The organism is Acinetobacter sp. 742879 (assembly GCF_000588535.1).
Taxonomy (GTDB): Bacteria; Pseudomonadota; Gammaproteobacteria; order Pseudomonadales; family Moraxellaceae; genus Acinetobacter; species Acinetobacter pittii.
On the sequence record NZ_JFYC01000009.1, the window covers coordinates 114,738 to 136,265 of the forward strand.

Here is a 21,528-nt window from a genome sequence, read left to right on the forward strand (position 1 = left end):
TAACTTATTTTACGTAAGTTAACCAATGTTCATATTTCGGATTTCTACCTTGAACCGCATCAAAGTAAGTTTTTTGGATTTCAGTGGTAATTGGGCCACGAGTACCCGAACCAATTAGACGGTCATCGTATTCACGAATTGGTGTTACTTCAGCAGCAGTACCTGTGAAGAATGCTTCGTCTGCAATATAGAATTCGTCACGTGTAATACGGCGCTCAACAACTTGGTATCCAAGATCTTTAGCGATTGTCATTACAGTTTGACGTGTAATACCATCAAGCGCACCACCAGCGATATCTGGAGTGTGTAAAACGCCATCTTTAATCAAGAATACGTTTTCACCTGAACCTTGGCATACATAACCTTGAGGGTCCATTAACATTGCTTCATCGTAACCAGAATGTGCAACTTCTTGGTGAGCAAGAATTGACAACGTGTAGTTACCAGATGCTTTTGCTTTACACATGGTGACGTTTGGATGATGGTGAGTAAATGATGAAGTTTTAACGCGAATACCTTTCGCCATCGCTTCATCACCAAGGTATGCACCCCACGCCCATGCAGCAACAGCGGCATGAATCGTGTTATTTGTTGCTGCAATACCTAGTTTCTCTGAACCGATCCAGATCAACGGGCGTAAATAGCAAGAAGCTAATTTATTTTCACGAACAACATCAATTTGTGCTTGTTCAAGCGTTGCTTGATCATACGGCACTTTCATTTGATAAATTTTTGCTGAATTTAACAAACGTTTTGTGTGGTCTTGAAGACGGAAAATAGCAGTACCTTTAGGCGTTTCATAAGCACGAACACCCTCAAATACGCCCATACTGTAGTGTAATGTATGGGTTAAAACGTGAATCTTTGCATCACGCCAATCAATTAATTTTCCATCTTGCCAAATAAAACCATCACGATCAGCCAAATTCATGGAACACTCCAAATTGTTATAAAATCATTCACTATCCAACTCAACCGAAGCGGTTGGGTCTATTAATCTTTGCCATAAATTGCAAACGACCGCACGGGTACTACGCCAGTCCGCTGCGCTGACTTGCATGGATTGATTTGCAAGGGCTAAACGGTGGCTTTCGGCACGTTCACTAAGATAGGCTCGAATTAATGCTGTGGCATCTTCACTGGATAAGCAGTCTGCTTTAGCAGCATCTTCTAATATTCTTACATTATCAGAATAATGGGCGAGATCGGGTTTCGTCCCGCTCCATGCAAGTACAGCATACTGTGCCATAAATTCGATATCGACGATACCACCTGCGTCCTGTTTTAAATGAAAAATACCATGTTTTTTTTGTTCAGAAGATGAACCTAGGTGGTCTTTCATTTTCTGACGCATTTTCAACACTTCTTCACGAACATAAGCCTCATCTCTAGATTGAGTCAATATCTCGCGTCGAAATATTTCAAATTTCTGGCAAAGCACCTCATCACCTGCAATAGAGCGGGCACGTACTAATGCCTGATGTTCCCAAAGCCATGCACTTTTCAACTGATAGTGTTCATAGGCTTTCAGACTCGTTACCAATAAACCAGCCTCACCTGAAGGTCTTAAGCGTGTATCAATTTCATAGACACGACCATCTAGCGTTTGCGTAGTCATCAAAGACATAAACTTTTGAGCAACACGCATAGCGAACTCAAAGCCACTAATTGACTTGGTTCCATCCGTATCGGATTGTTCATCTAGGTAATGAATAAAGACAAGGTCTAAGTCAGAACCATAGCCCAGCTCAATCCCCCCCACTTTGCCATAACCAATGACAGCAAAAGCTTTGTAGTCGAGTGAGCAGCGTTTCCCATCAACATCTTTTGGGTAACCATGGCGCTTCGCCACAGTTTGATAAGCTAAATGTAGGGTTGCATTAACACTCACTTCAGCAATATCAGTTAATGCATCGGAAACCTTCATAAGAGGGCTTTCAGCTAAGACATCACTTGCAGCAACAGTGAGTACATTGCTCTTTTTAAACAGGCGAAGTGCTCGCATTTGGTCTTCGACCTGATCAATTTCAATGCGAAGCAATTGCTGACGCAATGAGTCTTCCAAGTCCTTACGCTTTGGCAACTCGAAATCCATCGATAAGAACTCATCAAGCAGTACTGGATATTGCGTTAGCTCTTCACAAATCCACGGGCTCACCGTCGCCATTTTCACTAAGCGTTGCAATGCTCCCTTACTTTCAATCAGCATCACTAAATACACGGTTCGACGCATGACTGATTCAATCAGCGGCATTAAACGCAACAATGCAGTTTGAGGTTGTTCAGACTGTAAGATCGCTTCAATTAAATGAGGCCAAAATGTTTTTAAACGCTGCACAGCATTTGAAGGAAGTTTTTTAAGTGCATGGCCATGCCAAAACTCATGAATCAGATTTTTCGCATTGTCATCCAGCACTTCATCTAATTGCTGCTCTAATTGCCCAAAATTTTCAGTTGCGGCATTAGAGCTGGTATCTTCAATCAGTTGCTTAAATTGAACTTTTACTTTTTGACGTTTCTCATTAAGAACATCGAGAAACTCATTCCAGCTCGTAAAACCTAAGGTATCTATAATGCGTTGCCTTAAGTCCAATTCTTCTGGTAATAATTGGGTTTGTTGGTCATTGAGGGCTTGAATTGCATGTTCAACACGGCGTAAAAATAGGTAAGCATCTTCAAGTTCTAATACAGCTTGTTTTTCTAATAAGCCAGCTTCACCAATGTGCTCGAGACTAATTAAACATTGACGTTCTTGTACCTCTCGTTTAGCCCCGCCATAAATAAGCTGGAAGACCTGAACAATAAACTCAATTTCACGAATACCACCCGCTCCGAGTTTAATATCATCCTCAATATGACGACGTAACACTTCGCGCTCAATCATCGCTTTCATATCACGCATGGCAGCAAAAGCGGTGTAATCGACATAACGGCGGAATACAAAAGGACGTGTCATTTCTAACAAATCCTGCCCTTCTTTACCTCCAGTGACAACACGCGCCTTAATCCACGCATAACGTTCCCATTCACGACCATGCTGACTTAAATATTTTTCTAAAGCGGCATGGCTAATCGCTAATGCCGAGCCATCCCCCCAAGGACGTAAGCGCATGTCGACTCGAAACACAAAACCATCTGCGGTAATGTGCTCAAGTAAATAAATGAGTTTTTGTCCCCACAAAATACAGAACTGCTGTACATCAATACATTTGCGGCCATTGGTTTCACCTTGCTCATCAAAGGCAAAAATTAAGTCGATATCACTCGACAAGTTAAGCTCTTGAGCACCAAGTTTACCCATGGCAACAACAATCAAATCTTGAACTTTGCCAGAGTAACTCACAGGTTCACCGTGTTTCGCCACAAGTGCTACACGCGCAAAATCCTTTGCTGCACAAATACTGGCATCGGCAAAATCAGAAAGTTCACGAGTGAGTGTGACAACATCAGTCAGCTGATTGGCATCCTGCCAGATCCAGCGGAACATTAAACGGCTACGTAAAATGCGCATTCCGCGCATCCAAAGCGTTTCATCACCAATCCCATCTAGCGTGGTCTGTACAAATTGGTAAATCTGTTCGGTAGAGAGCGGTGCAGTAAATTGATCTATTTGATAATCTTGTTCTAAAACAGCTTGATGCAAACCTAAAACTTGTTCTGCGTACTGACTGGCACGCAATGTTTTTTGTAACTGCTCCGCATTCATATAAAAAGCTCTTTTCCTCGTACTCTGTTTTTAGTTATAGCAGTTCGAGTAGTGTTAGGAAAAGGGATTAGACTAATTTTGCTTCTGATGAGGAATGATGTTCGGTATGCACCTCATGACTTTCTTGAGCTGAAGGTAATAGAACTTTAAATGTCGTTCCTACCCCTTCTTTAGAATCAACAGTAATTTGCCCCTGATTAATCTCGACAAAACGCTTGCAAAGACTCAACCCCAAACCAGCACCTTTTTCCCCTGCAGTGCCTTTAAAGCTAGCAGTAATACGTGGATGGAATAAATTTGCCATTTGTTGTTCGGTCATGCCTAGACCTGTGTCTCGAACAGTAATTTCTACATTTGTATCCGCTTGTTGAGCTTCAATAAAGACTTTGCCTGATCCATCAACATCGGTAAATTTCAGCGCATTTGACACCAAGTTTTGAATTACAGAGGTCATCATATTGATATCGGCGTAGATGTTTAAATCATCTGGAACACCATTAACCAGTTCAATATTTTTCTTTAAAGCTAATGTGTGCAGTACATCGCAAACGATATTGCTGACTTGTCTAAGCTTAAAATTAATTGGGTGATAAACAAAACGCCCTCCCTCGGCCATCGCCCATGTTAGTAAGCTTTCAAGCAAGTTATAGGTCGATTGTGAGGTGTCATATAAATAGTCTGCAATATTTTGAATACTAGATTCATCTAAAGTTTCACGCTCTTTAGCGAGTACCTCAGAAAATCCGAGTAATCCATGAAAAGGCGCACGTAAGTCATGCGAAATAATCGAGAAAAATTTTGTTTTACTCGAATTAAGTGCCACTTGTTGCTCGTATAATTCATTTAACTCTTCGTAGTTAAACTTCAACTCGACTTGTTGCATAAAACTAGAACAATAATCGAGCAATAATTGAATATCATCATCTTCAAACGTTGACGCATCATCATCGAAAAAGACAGCAAACCCCATTGAGGTTTTATCAGGGTGTAAAAGATGCACAGCCAATGCCCTGCTGCACTCAATATTTAATTCTTTTAAATAGTTGATTAAATTTTGATATGAAGGATGTAAGTGATTAATCACCTGTTGTTTGGCGAAGCACTGTTTTAAATGCTTTGATGGTTTAAACGAGATTGCCGTCATGCCTTCAGGGCAACGGTGCCAAAAGTAAGGTTCCTGATTAAAAGTCAATAAGGCTTTTTTACAATTCAAAAGACGAAGACTAAACCGGAAAAATTGCTCGATGTAGTTCTGCTCGGCGTTTAATCCAAGCAACAGAGATATCCTACAAGCACTTAACTGCTCAACCTGATTTAGTTCTAAACGTTGGAATGTCATTGCCCGCCTCACAGATTATGTCGTTTTTGGTCGGAACCGCTCTCAATAAATGTACTTATAATCATTATGATCTACTACAAACTTTAACACAGTACATTAAAAGAGCAACGTTCTTTTCAAAATAGAAATGTGAAGTTTCAATTAAAGGTTTTCAGATACATAAAGTGGGTATGATTGAGGAAAATACAACAAATGTTTGAAGGTAAAGAGTTGTAAGATGTTAGAAATGCGAGTTCAGAATACTCGTAAAAGATGGTCAAAAAATATTAGTTGAATAAGAGCTTAGATTCTTACTCAGTTTCGCTTTTATCAAAGATATTTAGTATTTAAACAAGAACTTCTTGAGCTTAAAATGAAAGATTTTTATAAGCTCTAAATTTATAGCTAGAAATTCGAGTCCGACCCTCGGGATCAAATAATAATTTCTTAAGCTCTATCCACTTTTTTATACCCAACAAAAAACCCCTAAACCGTTAGTTTAGGGGTTTTCGTAGAATCTTATGATTCTGAATCTTGGTCCCGAGGGTCGGACTCGAACCGACACGTCATCTCTGACAGCGGATTTTGAGTCCGCCGCGTCTACCAATTTCACCACCTCGGGAGAGGAAGTATGTTTGTGTTGCGTATATTAGCGCGTTTGTAAAACTTGTCAAACCCTAAGTGAATATTATCGTTCACTTTTAGATCATTTAAACATTTTTCATGATTTAGGTCAGAAGCACAGCCATAAAAAAGCGAAAAAGTTTATACTAGGCCCAATTTTTGTGGTGTTTTTTCTCAAATATGCAACTGTCTGACTTTTCCTTTGAATTACCTGATGAACTCATTGCCCGTTACCCTCTCGAATCACGTAGTGCTTCGCGGTTGTTGCACCTAGATTCAAAGGGTCAATATCACGATCACATGTTCACAGACATTATCGATCTGTTCGAAGAAGGTGATTTGTTGGTGCTTAATGACACCAAGGTCATGAAAGCTCGACTTAAAGGAAAACGCTCTACAGGCGGTGCTATTGAGATTTTGGTTGAGCGTATGCTGAACCACACCACAGCGTATTGTCATATCAAATCGAGTAACTCGCCTAAAGCGGGTGCAGAGCTTTTTGTTGGTGCAGATAATATTCCTGTGATTGTACGTGGCCGTCACGAAAATTTATTTGTGGTTGAGTTTTCACAGCCGATCTTGCCTGTACTTGAGCAGTATGGTCAGTTACCTATTCCGCCTTACTTTAACCGTGAAGCAGAAGAAATTGATACTGAACGCTATCAAACGGTTTTCCATAATCCTGAAAAAATTGCCAGTGTTGCCGCTCCTACTGCGAGCTTGCACTTTGATGAAGAGTTACTAGCAAAGTTAGAGCAAAAAAATGTTCAAAAATCTTTTGTGACTTTACATGTCGGTGCTGGCACCTTTATGCCTGTTCGTACTGATGACATTACCAATCATGTCATGCACAGTGAATGGTGTGATGTTCCTCAAGAAACTATTGATTTAATTTTGGCGACTAAAGCACGCGGCAATAAAGTGATTGCCATTGGTACAACCGCGACACGTGCTTTAGAAAGTGCAGCTCAAGCTCATGGCGGTAAAATTGCAGCTTGGACTGGCGACACGCAAATCTTTATCTATCCAGGTTATGAGTTCTGCATCGTAGACCGTTTAATTACCAACTTCCATTTACCAGAGTCTACCCTGCTCATGTTGGTATCAGCACTTTCAAATCGAGACAACATTTTGGCTGCGTATGAACATGCAGTTAAAAGCCGCTATCGTTTCTTTAGCTATGGCGATGCAATGCTGATTGATAAGTTAGAAGTTTAAAAATTAAATTCTGATCGATATTGTTAATCATCTATAAACATCTTCTATAATATGGATGCAAATATTTAGCAATATCGATTAGCTTTACCAAGTCGATTATAATTTTTATAAGCCTGAATTTTAGATATTTCCTTCATTAAAATATCTATGCCATAAAACCTATCCTTAGTTTCTCCAATCTTTTTATATAACAGCTACATTTAGTAGTAGAACTACGTCGCAGAATCAAGGAAAATAGCCCTCTTTTTAGCAGCGAACTGTTTCTTCGCCTCTGCTCGTGTTCAGGATTTTTAGATGAAGTTTGAAAAATTAGGTCAGTCGGGGCGCGCCCGTCGTGGTCGTTTAACTTTAGAACATGGTGTTGTTGAAACACCTGTTTTTATGCCAGTGGGGACTTACGGCACAGTCAAAGGCATGTTACCTCGTGACATCGAAGACATTCAGGCACAAATTATTTTAGGAAATACGTTCCATTTATATTTGCGTCCGGGTCTTGAAGTGATTAAAGAACACGGTGGTTTGCATGACTTTATTAAATGGAATAAGCCAATTTTGACTGACTCTGGCGGTTTCCAGGTTTTTAGTCTTGGCGCAATGCGCAAAATCAAAGAGGAAGGTGTTACTTTCCGCTCACCGATTGATGGTTCAAAAGTATTTTTATCACCTGAAATTTCTATGGAAATTCAACAGGTCTTGAACTCTGACATCGTGATGATTTTTGATGAATGTACACCTTACCCTGCGACACATGAAGAAGCTCAAAAATCATTGCAGCTTTCTTTACGCTGGGCAAAGCGTTGTAAAACTCATCATCATGATGAGCTCAAAAATCACAATGCGTTATTTGGCATTATTCAAGGTGGCATGTATGAAGACTTACGCGATGAGTCTTTAAATGGCCTTTTAGAAATCGGCTTTGACGGTTACGCAATTGGCGGTTTATCTGTAGGTGAACCTAAAGAAGAGATGATCAAAGTTTTAGATTATCTACCGAATAAAATGCCACATAACAAACCCCGTTATTTGATGGGCGTTGGTAAACCAGAAGATATCGTTGAAGCGGTACGCCGCGGTGTCGATATGTTTGACTGTGTAATGCCGACTCGTAATGCTCGAAACGGTCATTATTTTGTCACTGATGGTCTGGTACGTATTCGTAATAGCAAATATCGCCATGACCAGAGCCCACTCGATCCACATTGCGATTGCTACACTTGTAAGAACTTTACCCGTGCTTATCTATTCCACCTTGAAAAATGTGGAGAAATGTTGGCATCTATGCTCGGTACTATTCATAACTTACGTTATTACCAACGTTTGACTGAAAGTATGCGTGATGCATTAGACAATGGCACATTTGATGAATTTGTTCAGGACTTTTATGCCCGTCGTGGTTTAGAAGTTCCACCATGTCCGGTTGATGAATAAGCCAGATTTGCGCTCAACCTCAAGACAAGGTAAATTGCAAAACGAATTAGGATTATGTCAGTTATCTGACTCATATTTTTAACTTTAGGAAATCAAAATGAGCTTTTTAATTTCTGCTGCTCATGCAGCACCGGCAGCTGGCCCAACTAATGGTATTTTGCCAAACATCTTGATGATTGTCGTATTCGTTGCAATCTTTTATTTCTTAATTTGGCGCCCTCAAGCAAAACGTGCTAAAGAACACCGTTCTTTGATCGAGAGCTTAGGTGTTGGTAGTGAAGTTGTTTTCGCTGGTGGTTTAATGGGCAAAGTAACCAAAATTGAAGGTGACTATGCAGTTGTTGAACTTAGCCGTGGTGTAGAAGTAAAAATTCAGCGTGCCAGCGTAATTTCAGTATTACCTGAAGGCACTCTAAATAACCTTTAATCATAAAACAGTCGTGCTTTAGCACGGCTTTTTCATTTAAGAAGAAAGCGAATGCGTTACCCTGCATGGAAATATTTACTGATTCTGGTTGTTCTGGTAATCAGTACATTATACGCACTGCCGAGTCTATATCCGGATGAGCCCGCTGTTCAAATTTCCGGTGCCAAAGCTGGTACCCAAATTGATCAAAGTGTGGTGAAAAAAGCAGAGCAAATTTTAAAAACAGCAAATATTGCGAGCCATGACAATACTTTTACAAATAATGCTGCCCTATTGCGTGTCAGTTCATCTGAAGCACAGTTAAAGGCAAAAGAAGTATTACGTCGTGACTTAGGTGATGAATATGTTGTCGCCCTAAACCTTGCACCAACCACACCAGAATGGCTGCAAAAGATTGGGGCAAAACCAATGAAACTTGGTTTGGACTTACGTGGTGGTGTCCACTTCTTGCTTGAAGTAGATATGGACAAAGCCGTTGCCCAACGTATGGAAACCTCTGCCACCGATTTGCGTCGTCAGTTCCGTGAAAACAAAATCAAATTTAACAGTCTTTCATTAACAAATAATGTGATCACTGTTCAATTTGCTGACAATGCTGACCGTGATGCAGCAATGGATTTTTTACGTCGTAATGGGAATGAATATACCCAACAGGCATTAGCAAGCTCTACAGGTTCTACTTTAAAGCTTACTTATACCGATGTACGTCGCCAAGAAATTCAGTCATATGCGGTAAATCAGAACTTAACAACATTACGTAATCGTATTAACGAACTTGGTGTTGCAGAAGCATTGGTACAAAGTCAGGGTAGCAACCGTATTGTTGTTGAATTACCGGGTGTACAAGATACAGCTGAAGCTAAACGTGTTTTAGGGCGTACTGCGAACCTCGAATTCCGTTTAGTTTCTGACTTAAATGATCAATATATCAATCCATATACGGGTAAATATAATGGTCAACCTTTACCTCCGGGCACAGAAGTTTTTGCTTATGAGTCTTTAGATAGTGGTCGTCAACTCTTGTTGCAACGTAACCGAATCTTGACTGGTGAGCGTGTTCAAAATGCAAGCTCTGGCTTTAGTCAGGACTCTGGCGGTGCCGAAGTAAATATCACGCTCGACAGCGCTGGCGGTAAGCTAATGTCCGATGCAACCCGTAATGCAGTTGGTAAACGCATGGCGGTATTGTTCATCGAGAACAAGCAAAAAATTAACTATGTCACAGATCCAAAAACTGGTGCACAAACAGAAGTTCGTACGCCATACACTGAGTCTGTAGTCATTAACGCTGCAACAGTTCAAGCTGTTTTAGGTTCGACTTTCCGTATTACCGGTTTAAGTTCTCCTCAAGAAGCATCTGAACTTGCATTAATGCTTCGTGCTGGTGCTTTAGCTGCGCCAATGTACTTTGTTGAAGAGCGTGTAGTAGGTCCAAGCCTTGGTCAAGAAAACATTGATAAAGGTGTATTGTCTACTCAAATCGGCTTCTTGCTTGTTGCAATCTGGATGGTCGTTTTCTTCCGTGTATTCGGTTTAATCGCGAACTTTGCTCTTGTCTTTAACTTGGCAATGATTTTAACCGTGATGTCATGGATTGGAGCTTCCCTCACCTTACCGGGTATTGCCGGTATCGTTATTACCATTGGTATGGCGGTCGATGCGAACGTATTGATATGTGAGCGTATCCGAGAAGAAATGCTCTGGGGGGCCTCACCCAAACAGGCCATTGTGGCTGGTTATGATCGAGCCTATAACACCATTTTTGACTCGAACTTAACCACGTTCCTTGTTGCATTCATTCTGTTTGCAATTGGTACAGGCCCAATCAAAGGTTTCGCCGTGACATTAATGATCGGTATTATTTGTTCGATGTTTACTGCAATTACAGTAACTCGTGCAATCGTACAAATCATTTATGGTAAACGCCGTAATTTGAAAAAGTTGAGCATTTAAGGAGATCGATGATGACTAAAGTGACTCAACAAGATTCAAAACAATATGGTCGTCCGGATGATGCAAAAATCATCCCGTTCATGAAGATTGCTAAACCTGCAGCAATCTTCTCGATCCTTATTACTTTGGCAAGTATTTTCTTTATTGCGACTAAAGGTCTTAACCTCGGTTTGGACTTTACAGGTGGTGTTTCAGCTGAGCTTAACTATGCTCAACCAGCCAATCAATCTGAAGTTATTCAGGCACTCGATAAAGCTGGTTTTAAAGATGCTGTAGTACAAACCTTAGGTAGTAATAAAGACTTACTTGTGCGCATGCCAGTACAAGAAGTTAAGGTTGAAGACCTTAGTAATGCGATTACTAAAGCAGTGCAGTTACCAAATAATGCTGCCGAAGTTCATAAAGTGGACTCTGTTGGTGGTCAAGTTGGTAATGAACTCTATGTCCGTTCTGCTGGTGCCGTTGCACTTGCACTTATCTTAATGTTGATCTACGTAACCATCCGCTTTGAGTTCAAACTCGCGATGGGTGCCGTAATGTCTTTATTCCACGACATCATCATTATTATTGGTGCTTTTGCATTATTCCAATGGCCATTTGACCTTACAGTGTTAGCTGCGGTACTTGCTGTTATTGGTTTCTCGCTTAACGATAACATTGTAGTGTCAGACCGTATTCGTGAAAATTTCCGTAAGATTCGCGGTGCGACTCCTCGTGAAATCGTCGATATTGCGTTAACTGAGACTTTACGTCGTACCATTCATACATCAATGACTTTATTGCTGGTTGTACTAGCAATGATGTTCTTAGGTGGTGATGGTCTACACTGGTTCTCTGTGGCAATGTTTGTTGGTGTATTTGTCGGTACTTATTCTTCGATTTATATCGGTACTGCATTTGCATTATGGCGTGGTCTTAACCGTCAAGACTTCATCGTTCAGGTTAAACCTGAATTTGAGGATGAAATTCCTTAAGTTGTCTAAAACAAGACAAATAAAAAACCGCGATTCATTCGCGGTTTTTTTATTTGATTCAAAAATTATTTACGGCGTAATGCATCCGAAATAGCTTCAACCAATTGTTGAGAAATTTCCTGTTTAGATGCTTTCTCCAACTCACGCTTTTTCATGTGATAGCTTTCAGCAAAGAAAACTGTCATCGCATTCTCATCAGAAGCAAATCCAATATCTGCACGTGATACATCGTTACACGCAATCATGTCTAATTTTTTAGCAACAAGTTTACCTGCCGCATATTCTTCAACATTTTGCGTTTCGGCTGCAAAGCCCACCATAAATGGACGTTTTTCCTGACCTGCGATTGTTGCCACAATATCTGGATTTTTAACAAGGGAAACATTCAACTCATCCCCTGCTTTTTTAATTTTATGCTCAGCAACTTCTGCTACGCGATAGTCTGCAACTGCCGCAGTCGCAATAAAAATATCGCAGCCTGTTTCTAGTGAACTCATACTGACATCGAGCATTTGTCGTGCTGAGGCAACATTTACACGTTGAACACCATTAGGCGTATCTAAACTTACAGGTCCCGCAATCAGAGTCACTTGCGCGCCAGCAGCATAACAAGCAGCGGCTAAAGCAAAGCCCATTTTTCCAGTACTATGGTTTGAGATATAACGGACAGGGTCAATCGCTTCACGTGTTGGCCCAGCAGTAATAACTACTCGCTTACCTGCCAACAGCCCAAATTTCTCAGCGATGGCACGTTGAGCTTGATGGAAATAGCCAGCGACTTGGCGAGCAATTTCTTCTGGCTCAGGCATACGGCCTAAGCCAACATCACCACAAGCCTGCTCACCCGCATCCGGCATGATCACATGCACGCCATCTTCGACCAAGGTTTGCAAATTACGTTGTGTAGCTTTAGCAGCCCACATTTGCTGGTTCATCGCCGGAGCTACCCAGACAGGAGATTTTGTTGCCAAAAAAACTGTACTGAGCAAGTCATCTGCCAAACCATTCGCAAATTTAGCCAATGTGTCACAGCTTGCAGGTGCGACTAGTAATAAATCAGCCCAACGTGCTAATTCAATATGTCCCATACCCGCTTCAGCCGCAGGGTCTAGAAGTTCAGTATGAACAGGATTACCAGAAAGAGCCTGAAAAGTTAGTGGTGTAATAAATGCCTGAGCACCATGTGTCATCACCACTCGCACGTCAAAGCCATAATCTTTGAGGCGGCGGACTAAGATAGCACTTTTATAGGCAGCAATTCCGCCAGTAACAGCTAAAACAATGTTTTTATGAGGAATAACACTTAGATCAAAGCTCACGAACAGGATACCTTTCTGTTGCAGTGGCGCTCACAATAGCATTAAATACGCGCAGACCCAAGATTGATTGGGCAAACAAAATAAAATTTTAAGCGAATAATGCTGGGGAATATGAATACTTCTATTAAAAATTGGCCTGAACAAGAACGGCCAAGAGAACGGTTATTACAACAAGGTCCACAAAGTTTATCAGATGCTGAGCTACTCGCGATTTTTCTTCGCTCAGGTTCAAGGCAACATTCAGCAGTCGAGTTATCTCGTTTACTCATTCAGCACTTCGGTAATCTTAATGCCGTGTTTGATGCCTCATTTAGTGAGTTAACTCAATTTAATGGCATTGGGGCAACGAAATATTCACAATTACTGGCAGTCAAAGAACTCGGACGGCGTTATCTCGATCATCACTTCCAGACAAATAATCTCAGCCTTCATTCATCAGATTTAGTTTTGGATTATCTGCGCTATGAATTAAAAGGCGAAAAACAAGAAGTCTTTGCTGTTTTGTGCCTAGATCCCGAATTAAGAAAGCTTCATTTTAAAAAGCTGTTCTTTGGTTCAGTTCAGCATTGCGCAGTTTCGGTCAATCAAACCCTACGCTACGCCTTACAACAACATGCTTGCCAGCTCGTTATTGCACATAATCATCCATTTGGTTCTCCACAACCATCTTCCCAAGATATTGCCTTAACTCAGCAACTTGAACAGGCTTGTCAGCTTGTCGAAATTCGTTTGCTTGACCATTTTATTATCTCACCAGAAGGGAGCTTTTCCTTTGCTGAACAACAACTACTCAACCCAGCAACAATATCAGTTCAATGATATTGACAAAGTACTACTAAGCCTAGAAGATCAAAACAAAAATAGCGACGTTTAAAATAAAATGATTGTTCGGGAACAGCCTAGTATTTTCAAAGTTTTATTCTCTTGGCGAGGCACAATTTTACCCAAAATTTTGCCATCCCTAGGTGTTGTGATGCTGATCTCGGCAATCATTGGTGGAGTGGAGTACATCAATCTTTATCGCTTTCCAGAGATTCCTTTGGTTGGCTTCACTCTCATTGGTGTCGTACTTTCAATCTTCCTAGGATTTAAAAATACTGCGTGTTATGACCGTTGGTGGGAGGCCCGAAAATTATGGGGTGTTCTAATTGCAACTTCACGCCATTTTGACCGTGACTGCCGTATTTTAACTCAAGCTCGCCGTGAGCGTGTTATTCAACATGTGATTGTTTTTGCTAATGTATTGCGTGACCGTTTACGTCGTCAGACGGCGAACCCAACTGAGTTGATTCAAACCAGTGGTATGAGTCAGCAAGCACTCACTCAACTTTACCAACAAAATAATGCCCCTCAGTACACGCTCAGTCTCATTCACTGGGAATTGTTGCAGGCACTTAAAGAAGGTGAAATTTCTGACATCATTTATGCACAAATGAATAAAAATGTTTCAGATTTAAGCGTCGTACAAACTGGCTGTGACCGAATTGCCAATACACCCATTCCATTTGCCTATTCAGTTTTGCTTAACCGTACAGTCTATTTTTTCTGTTTTATGTTGCCGTTTAGTCTGGGTTCATTGCTTGGATTAGCAACACCTTTACTCGTCGGAATTTTGGCATACACATTTTTAGGTCTAGATGCACTAAGCTCTGAAATTGAAGAGCCTTTCGGTACTCAAAGTAATGATTTACCGCTAGATGCAATGGTACGTAGTATCGAGATTGAACTATTAGGGACTCTCGGTAAACCTACCCCACCGCCAATTCAGGCTCAAGATAACAACTTACTATAAAGAGTTTAAATAAAATTCTCCCAAATCCCATACTGCTTATCAGTGGGTTTAGGCGTATTTCCGAGTTTAATCCATGGCATATTTTCACCATGAAAATCACTGCCAATTGAAACTGCCAACTGATATTGTTCAATCATTCGATCAATCATCTGGCGAGTAGATAAAGGTTCCATTGGTGGAGGTAACTCAATTGCGTCTCCACCTGAAGTCGCGAATAATTCAATTAAATAACGAACGTTAGTTGCAGATAAATCATAACGGGTCGGGTGTGCTAATACTGAGAAGCCTTTACTTTGATGAATCACATCAATGGTTTCTTTTAAGCTTAGTCCTTCAAACTTTACAAAAGCACGTTTTCCTTCTTTTAAGAAACGATCAAATGCTTGTTGAGGACGAGTCACGACATTTTTCTCGACCAATGTTTTAGCAATATGAGTTCTTGTTACCCTATCCGCCTGATTTTCTACTTTGGCAAGAACATCATCATAAATCTGAAAACCAATACATTTTTCTAATAGCTCACAAATCACTTTAGCTCTTTGCGCTCTAATTCTTTTTTGTTGTTCTAATGCTTCTAAAATTGGTGCTTCATCTTGCATATTTAAAGCAACAATATGTACACCATAACTCTTCTTAGTAGTAGGGCGCGACCACTGACTAGAAATCTCTGTACCAGAAATAATATTTAAATCATGGCCTTGTGCAGCAATTTTTGCACGCTGCAACCCATCCATTGTATCGTGGTCAGTCAAAGCCAACGTATGCAAGTTCACATCTATAGCAGCTTGCACCAGTAATTCCGGAGACAAAGTTCCATCAGAAATATTGCTATGTGTATGTAAATCTATGCCTTGCATCTTTTATACTATGCCATTCGCCAAACCTGATCAGATACTCTAACATGAAAGCACTTCTGGACTTTGTTCCATTAATTATTTTCTTCTATTTATATAAAACAGTTGATCCAACTGACACCCAGCATCCTTTACTGAAACTGATCGGGTCTGCTGGTGGTGCCGATAATAATAATATTCTTGTAGCGACGACTGGCTTAATTATTTCAATGCTTGTGGTATATGGTGCCCTATTCGTTTTCCAAAAATTCCGTCTTGATAAACAACAGTGGTTTGTATTGTTTATGACTGTCATTTTTGGTGGCATCACCCTCATGTTAAGTGACGATTTCTATATTCGTCTCAAAGCTGCGATTTTAAATTTAGTTTTCGCAGGCGCATTCTTGGTTTCACCTTGGTTTGGTAAAGACCGTAAACCGCTCATTCAACGCTTATTTGACCCGATTTTAGATTTGAGTGAAAAAGGTTGGAAAAACCTCAATTTTGCTTGGGCTGCGATGTTTGTTGTGATGTCTTGTCTGCATGTATTCTTCGCATTTTTATTTCACGGTGGAAAATATTGGGGCGAATTTACTGCATTTGGTGACATGATCGTGATGTTTTCATTTATCATTATTCAGTTCATTATTTTACGCAAACATTTTAAGTCACCAGACGCTTAAAGTGCTTCCAGATTGATTATAGAGATACGATTACATGCCTTTTTTTGTTCTAAGCTGTACCGATAACGAAGGAACTTTAGAAAAACGCTTGGCAGTACGCCCTCAGCATATCGAACGCTTACAAAAACTCGATGATGAAGGCCGCCTTGTTACAGCGGGTGCTATGCCAAAAGATCCTAATGATCCGCAAGCAGGCTTCTATGGTAGCACCATGATTGTTGAATTCGACAGTCGCGAAGCATTAGATGAATGGTTAAAAGAAGAACCATTTCTTAAAGAAGGCATTTATGCTCACGTTGATGTAAAACCGTTTAATAAAGCATTTCCAAAAGGGTAATCGCATGCAGCTTGCAATCAAAAGCTTTCTTGGCTTGTGTTTGATATGTTCAACTGCTGGAGCAGTTGAACCTGCTGCGACACCAGCAACTCTTTCCCCAAGTGCGCCTTCAACTCAAGCCGCTAAACCAGCTCCAACATCTGCAACTGGAGTCAAAACAGCAGCGACGACAGCACCAACTGCAACACAACCACTTACAGCAGAACAGCTCGCAAAGAACAAGCAACAGCAAGACGCAAAAATCAAAGCCTTAGTTCAAGATCAAGCATCTCGCTTAAAGCAGTTAGAGCATGCCAACCTTGAAGCATTGGCTCAGAACCAAGAGTTACAGCTAAAAAATGATAATCTCTCTGTTCAGGTTCAAGTCTTACAAAGCGAACGAAGTGCGCAAATGTTTTTATATGGCGCTGTTACCTTAGCGGGTGGTGTATTGCTAGGTTTCTTTATTGCTAGTTATATTCATACAAAACGTCGACGCCAGTGGTAATACCAAGCGATCTATTAAATTCAATGAACGTATCAAACCGTATCCAAACAGCAGAGCTGGACTGGGAATTTGTCGATGGTATCGAGATTCCCATTTCCAAACAATTTGGTGATGTCTACTTCTCTAAAGATAATGGCCTACTTGAAACACGACATGTTTTTCTAAATGGTAATGACTTATCAGAACGATTAGCTAATCTAAAAGATTTTGAATATTTCAGTGTAGGAGAAACCGGTTTTGGTACAGGTTTAAATATTCTTGCACTTTGGCAACTTTGGCAGCAAGTTCGTCCTGATAATCAAAGCCATTTACACGCAATTAGCGTAGAAAAATTTCCATTAAGTAAAGCTGATCTCATTCGCGCTTTAAATGTCTGGGATGAGCTTAAACCACTTGCAGAGCAGTTAATTGAACAATATCCCCTGCCTATTGCCGGATGTCATCGTTTAACTTTCCCTAAAGAACGTTTTAGCATCGATTTATGGCTTGGGGATGCGCAAGAAATTTTCCCAAGCATGGCTAAAACTAAAGCTGTGAATGCCTGGTTTTTAGATGGCTTTGCACCGTCTTGCAACCCAGACATGTGGGAACAAAATGTTTTAAACAATATTGTCCGTCTTTCAGATTATGGCACCACATTTGCCTCTTTTAGTGTTGCTGGCATTCTAAAACGTGGACTAAAAGCACATGGTATAGATATTTCTCGTCCACGTGGTTTTGGGCATAAACGAGAAATGCTCAAAGCGGTCTGGAGTCTACCTGAATCTGATGAAGATTCCTTAGAATTAGATCAAACTCACGCATTGGCTACAGAGCAACAGCATATTGCGATTATAGGGGCTGGCGTAGCAGGGTTAAGCACGGCGTGGGCATTTGCAACACGTGGCCACCAAGTGACCTTATACGAGCAAAACAATGCATTATCGGGTGCCTCTGGAAACCCTTTGGCATTACTTAATCCGAAACTATGCCCAATTGAACAAAGTCATGAACATCTCATGACCTTAAGTTGGCAACATGCTTTAAATTTTTATAAAAATTTCAAAGCATTCCGTCCACTTCAAATTCAACAAATTGCATTGAAAAATGCAGATGAACTTCTCGATTTGGTAAATCAGTATCCAGCTCAAGTTGTTACTAACTCAGCGAACTCACTTGAAACTGATTACTCAAGCATATTACTAACTGAGGCTGGTTCCGTTTCACCACATCAATTACGTGATGAAATTTTGCAGCATCCATATATCAATCTCAAAATTGCCCATGTCACAGCACTTGTTTCTTCTGAAAATAAAGTTCAATTGCAAACCAATAATCAAATTATTGCAGAAGCAGATCATGTCGTTGTGTGCTGTGCTCGAGAAAGTGCTGCCTTATTTGACAGCTATCCGCAGTTAAAACCAATACGTGGACAAGTGAGCTGGGTTGATAATACGTTTGCTCCTCTGCCTTTAAATGAAGCTTATAGCTATGGCGGCTATTGCATGCAACTTGACGCCTCACAGATGATTTTAGGTGCGTCTTTCTACCCAAATCGTGAAGATCAAGATGTACTTCCTGAAGACCATGTGCATAACTTTGAATTAATCCACAGTGTATTCCCTGAATATGCTAAAAAGTTACCACCACCTTCGACATGGCAAGGGCGTGCATCTATACGGGCACAAAGCTTAGATTATTTTCCTCTGGTTGGAAAAATGCAGGAGAATAGCCGAATTGCTACTTTTGCTGGGCTTGGCTCTAAAGGCTTCTTATTTGCCCCGCTGTGTAGTGAAATCTTAGTTGCTCAAATGTTAGGAGAAGCTTGTCCAGTACCAGACCGCTTATTACAAAAATTGAATCCTCAACGGTTCCAAAAGAAAGTGAAACCTAAAAAGCCTTATTTTAAACCGCAATAATTCATTTCAATAAAAAAGCACCCGAAGGTGCTTTTTTTATGCGCCCTGCTCTAGAGGCAAGCCAGCATCACGAGCTGCACGTGTCCCGCCCATCAGCACGACATATTCACGCGAGGCATCCAATCCTTCTAGTTTCTCAGCTGCACGAGGAGCTTTGCTACCACCACCACATAAAATATAAATCGGCTGACCCGCAGAGACCTGGTTCAAAATATCAGCATTCAAATCATTAATTGGGCGATTCACCGCACCTTTAACATGCCCTTCTGCATAAGCATTAGTATCACGGACATCCCAGATAACAGCATTTTCTGGGAATTCAAATGTTGTAATTTCTTGTTTACGGATCATTGTGCACTCCTTTGATGTAAACAACACTTGGCAAATGAAGAAAACCCTCTTAGCATCTCAAATATTCTTTCACTTTGTAAAGGTCTAAACTATGCCTTCTTTCGATATTGTCTCTGAATTAGAGTTATTTGAAGTTAATCATGCTGTACAAAACACACAAAAAGAGATTGCAACACGCTTTGACTTCCGTGGTCATGATGTTTCTATCGAATTAAATGAAAAAAATAAAGAAATCAAAATCAGTACCGAAAGTGATTTCCAGTGTGAACAAGTTTATAACATGTTAGAAAATCATTTTTATAAACGTAAAATTGATGTTCAAGCACTTGATCCACAAAAAGCTTCGGCTTCTGGTAAGAACTTTTTACAAGTCATTAAACTTAAAGATGGTCTTGACTCTGATACTGCAAAAAAAATTAATAAAGCCATTAAAGAAAGTGGCGTTAAAGTGCAATCTTCTATTCAAGGCGACAAAATTCGTGTGACTGATAAAAAGCGTGACACCTTACAACAAGTCATGACTTTTTTACGTGAACAACAATTCGGTGTGCCATTACAGTTTAATAACTTTAAAGATTAATATCTTGTCGGCCATTTAAAGCTAAGGTAATCCCATGTCTCAATCCAATCGTCTATCAAAACTGGTAAAAGCAACTTCAAAATTCCCTAAAGGCATTCGGAGCACGCTTTGGAGCAAGGCGTTTGGTCGTATCGTACCAATGGTGGGTACAGCAAATATCCGCTATCTGGAAGTAGACTCAAACCACGTTACTGTCCGTTTAGATAACCAAAAAAATATGCAGAATCATATTAAAGGCGTCCACGCTGCGGCTATGGCTCTTTTAGCAGAAACTGCAACAGGTTTTCTAACTGGTTTACATATTCCTGATAATCGTATTTTATTAATCAAATCATTACATGTAGATTATTTAAAAGTGGTTGAAGGCGGTTTGACTGCTATAGCAACATTGTCTGCTGAACAACAAAAGTTTATTGCAGATAATGAGAAAGGCGAACTTGTGATTCCTGTTACTGTGATTGATGATGCAGGCAATGAACCAATTCAATGTCAAATGCTGTGGGCATGGTTACCTAAACGTAAGAAATAATAACTAATCTAAAGTATTTTTAGACGGTTATTTACCTCAAGATATAAAACTAATATTTTGTATCTTGAGGTTAAAAATGAAAAAAATATTAATTCTTTCCTCTTTATTTACCAGTTTAATATTTACAACTATAAGTTCTCACGCGACTGAACCCAGCATTAAAACCAGTAAAGTAACTTCGGCTAAATCAGAAGCTCTTGATAAAGTAAGTACTCAAAACAAAAGAATAGTGACCGACTTTTATGAAGGTGTCTTTTTAAAACATAAAGTTAAAGAATATGCAGACCGCTATATTGGTCAACAATACATTCAGCACAATCCTAATGTGCCAGATGGTAAAGCACCTTTCGTTAATTTCTTCACTGAAAAATTCCAAAAGAATCCTCAAGCTAAAAATGAGATTAAACGTGCGATTGCTGAAGGCAATTTTGTCGTTTTACATGTCCATTCGACTGAAAATGAAAAAGATCGAGGAAGAGCAATTGTTGATATATTCCGTGTTGAAAATGGAAAAATCGTAGAGCATTGGGATGTGATACAAAATATTCCTGAGCAAAGCAAAAATACAAATACGATGTTTTAATTTCTAAAAACTAGTTTTTCTTTTGAATAAAAATTAAAGCCTGAATACTAATATTCAGGCTTTCTGATTCTTATTGAGTTTCCAAAAACTTCTGTTTCGCTTCTTCAGGTATTTGACGCTTATTACCTTTTACATCTACTGCTACAAAGGTAAAGACTCCTTCAGTAATGCGTATTGGTTCACGAGAGTCATCATGACTATCCCAAACTTCAATTTGCATCTGAATAGAAGTATTTCCAACTTTTAAGATCTTGGTATAGCAGCTAATGACAAAGCCAACTTTTACCGGAACCAAAAAGGTCATTTGATTAATAGAAATCGTAGCACAGCGACCACGACTGAAACGTTCTGCGTGAATTGCTCCAGCCAAGTCCATTTGTGACACAATCCATCCACCAAATACATCACCACTCCAGTTTGTATCTGCTGGCATGGCAATCGTTTGTAAGGATAAAATTCCTTCTGGTTTGGTATAAGCTTCTGACACC

General features: G+C 40.1%; 21 protein-coding genes and 1 tRNA gene. 14 read left to right on the forward strand and 8 right to left on the reverse strand.

The genetic code is table 11. The annotated features are described in order from the left end of the window. Positions 1-4 precede the first annotated feature (4 nt). The 4 genes from J690_RS16560 to J690_RS16575 form a co-directional block, all read right to left on the reverse strand. A complete protein-coding gene (locus J690_RS16560) occupies positions 5-931 on the reverse strand; it encodes a branched-chain amino acid transaminase (protein WP_032037016.1) in 927 nt (308 codons plus the stop codon). Positions 932-955: 24 nt separating this feature from the next. Next, entirely contained in the window at positions 956-3,706 is a 2,751-nt protein-coding gene (gene glnE / locus J690_RS16565) for a bifunctional [glutamate--ammonia ligase]-adenylyl-L-tyrosine phosphorylase/[glutamate--ammonia-ligase] adenylyltransferase (protein ID WP_032037018.1), read from the reverse strand. 67 nt (positions 3,707-3,773) lie between these two features. Next, positions 3,774-5,045 (reverse strand): sensor histidine kinase, encoded by a 1,272-nt coding sequence (locus J690_RS16570; protein ID WP_032037020.1) that lies wholly within the window; start codon positions 5,043-5,045, stop codon positions 3,774-3,776. Positions 5,046-5,559: 514 nt separating this feature from the next. Next, positions 5,560-5,646 (reverse strand) — tRNA-Leu (locus J690_RS16575). Between the two features lie 182 nt (positions 5,647-5,828). Between J690_RS16575 and queA the strand changes: the two genes are divergently transcribed. The 5 genes from queA (at position 5,829) to secF (ending at position 11,648) form a co-directional block, all read left to right on the forward strand. After that, the gene (queA, locus tag J690_RS16580; protein WP_002116179.1) at positions 5,829-6,866 is read left to right on the forward strand and encodes a tRNA preQ1(34) S-adenosylmethionine ribosyltransferase-isomerase QueA; all 1,038 of its coding nucleotides are present in this window, start codon (positions 5,829-5,831) and stop codon (positions 6,864-6,866) included. 294 nt (positions 6,867-7,160) lie between these two features. Then, positions 7,161-8,294, forward strand: a complete 1,134-nt coding sequence (gene tgt, locus J690_RS16585) for a tRNA guanosine(34) transglycosylase Tgt (protein ID WP_032037022.1) — start codon at positions 7,161-7,163, stop codon at positions 8,292-8,294. Positions 8,295-8,391: 97 nt separating this feature from the next. After that, positions 8,392-8,721 (forward strand): preprotein translocase subunit YajC, encoded by a 330-nt coding sequence (yajC, locus tag J690_RS16590; protein ID WP_002116168.1) that lies wholly within the window; start codon positions 8,392-8,394, stop codon positions 8,719-8,721. A 51-nt stretch (positions 8,722-8,772) separates the two neighbouring features. Next, positions 8,773-10,674 (forward strand): protein translocase subunit SecD, encoded by a 1,902-nt coding sequence (gene secD / locus J690_RS16595; RefSeq protein WP_032037024.1) that lies wholly within the window; start codon positions 8,773-8,775, stop codon positions 10,672-10,674. Between the two features lie 8 nt (positions 10,675-10,682). Beyond that, positions 10,683-11,648, forward strand: coding sequence for a protein translocase subunit SecF (gene secF / locus J690_RS16600; RefSeq protein ID WP_005804728.1), 966 nt, complete (start codon positions 10,683-10,685; stop codon positions 11,646-11,648). A gap of 65 nt (positions 11,649-11,713) precedes the next feature. Here secF and coaBC read toward each other — a convergent pair whose 3' ends face one another. Then, a complete protein-coding gene (gene coaBC / locus J690_RS16605; protein WP_002116235.1) occupies positions 11,714-12,967 on the reverse strand; it encodes a bifunctional phosphopantothenoylcysteine decarboxylase/phosphopantothenate--cysteine ligase CoaBC in 1,254 nt (417 codons plus the stop codon). 99 nt (positions 12,968-13,066) lie between these two features. Between coaBC and radC the strand changes: the two genes are divergently transcribed. Both radC and J690_RS16615 read left to right on the forward strand, forming a co-directional pair. Then, a complete protein-coding gene (gene radC, locus J690_RS16610) occupies positions 13,067-13,786 on the forward strand; it encodes a RadC family protein (protein WP_081405204.1) in 720 nt (239 codons plus the stop codon). A gap of 61 nt (positions 13,787-13,847) precedes the next feature. Next, positions 13,848-14,759: a bestrophin family protein gene (locus J690_RS16615; RefSeq protein ID WP_005072669.1), complete on the forward strand. Its 912-nt coding sequence runs from the start codon at positions 13,848-13,850 to the stop codon at positions 14,757-14,759. Positions 14,760-14,764: 5 nt separating this feature from the next. On the opposite strand, the gene J690_RS16620 is transcribed toward J690_RS16615, so the two are convergent. Continuing rightward, positions 14,765-15,616 (reverse strand): PHP domain-containing protein, encoded by an 852-nt coding sequence (locus tag J690_RS16620; protein ID WP_032037028.1) that lies wholly within the window; start codon positions 15,614-15,616, stop codon positions 14,765-14,767. 44 nt (positions 15,617-15,660) lie between these two features. Between J690_RS16620 and J690_RS16625 the strand changes: the two genes are divergently transcribed. From J690_RS16625 to mnmC, 4 genes are read left to right on the forward strand one after another with little or no spacing between them, the layout of a single operon-like run. Then, a complete protein-coding gene (locus J690_RS16625; protein ID WP_005064166.1) occupies positions 15,661-16,275 on the forward strand; it encodes a septation protein IspZ in 615 nt (204 codons plus the stop codon). A 34-nt stretch (positions 16,276-16,309) separates the two neighbouring features. After that, on the forward strand, positions 16,310-16,612 hold the full coding sequence (locus J690_RS16630) for a YciI family protein (RefSeq protein WP_002116400.1): 303 nt from the start codon (positions 16,310-16,312) through the stop codon (positions 16,610-16,612). 4 nt (positions 16,613-16,616) lie between these two features. Further along, entirely contained in the window at positions 16,617-17,099 is a 483-nt protein-coding gene (locus J690_RS16635) for an SH3 domain-containing protein (RefSeq protein WP_032037031.1), read from the forward strand. 23 nt (positions 17,100-17,122) lie between these two features. Continuing rightward, positions 17,123-18,997: a bifunctional tRNA (5-methylaminomethyl-2-thiouridine)(34)-methyltransferase MnmC2/FAD-dependent 5-carboxymethylaminomethyl-2-thiouridine(34) oxidoreductase MnmC1 gene (mnmC, locus tag J690_RS16640; RefSeq protein WP_032037033.1), complete on the forward strand. Its 1,875-nt coding sequence runs from the start codon at positions 17,123-17,125 to the stop codon at positions 18,995-18,997. 36 nt (positions 18,998-19,033) lie between these two features. Here the strand turns inward: mnmC and J690_RS16645 are convergent, their stop codons facing one another. After that, complete coding sequence (locus tag J690_RS16645) at positions 19,034-19,348, reverse strand: rhodanese-like domain-containing protein (RefSeq protein ID WP_002116171.1); 315 nt, start codon at positions 19,346-19,348, stop codon at positions 19,034-19,036. A gap of 91 nt (positions 19,349-19,439) precedes the next feature. On the opposite strand from J690_RS16645, the gene J690_RS16650 reads away from it, so the two are divergent. From J690_RS16650 to J690_RS16660, 3 genes are all read left to right on the forward strand, one after another. Continuing rightward, positions 19,440-19,928, forward strand: coding sequence for a YajQ family cyclic di-GMP-binding protein (locus tag J690_RS16650; RefSeq protein WP_032037035.1), 489 nt, complete (start codon positions 19,440-19,442; stop codon positions 19,926-19,928). 34 nt (positions 19,929-19,962) lie between these two features. Next, complete coding sequence (locus J690_RS16655; protein ID WP_032037036.1) at positions 19,963-20,457, forward strand: DUF4442 domain-containing protein; 495 nt, start codon at positions 19,963-19,965, stop codon at positions 20,455-20,457. Between the two features lie 76 nt (positions 20,458-20,533). Then, positions 20,534-21,040, forward strand: a complete 507-nt coding sequence (locus J690_RS16660) for a nuclear transport factor 2 family protein (protein WP_032037038.1) — start codon at positions 20,534-20,536, stop codon at positions 21,038-21,040. A 70-nt stretch (positions 21,041-21,110) separates the two neighbouring features. Here J690_RS16660 and J690_RS16665 read toward each other — a convergent pair whose 3' ends face one another. Next, the gene (locus J690_RS16665) at positions 21,111-21,527 is read right to left on the reverse strand and encodes an acyl-CoA thioesterase (protein WP_002116010.1); all 417 of its coding nucleotides are present in this window, start codon (positions 21,525-21,527) and stop codon (positions 21,111-21,113) included. Between the last annotated feature and the right edge of the window lies 1 nt (position 21,528).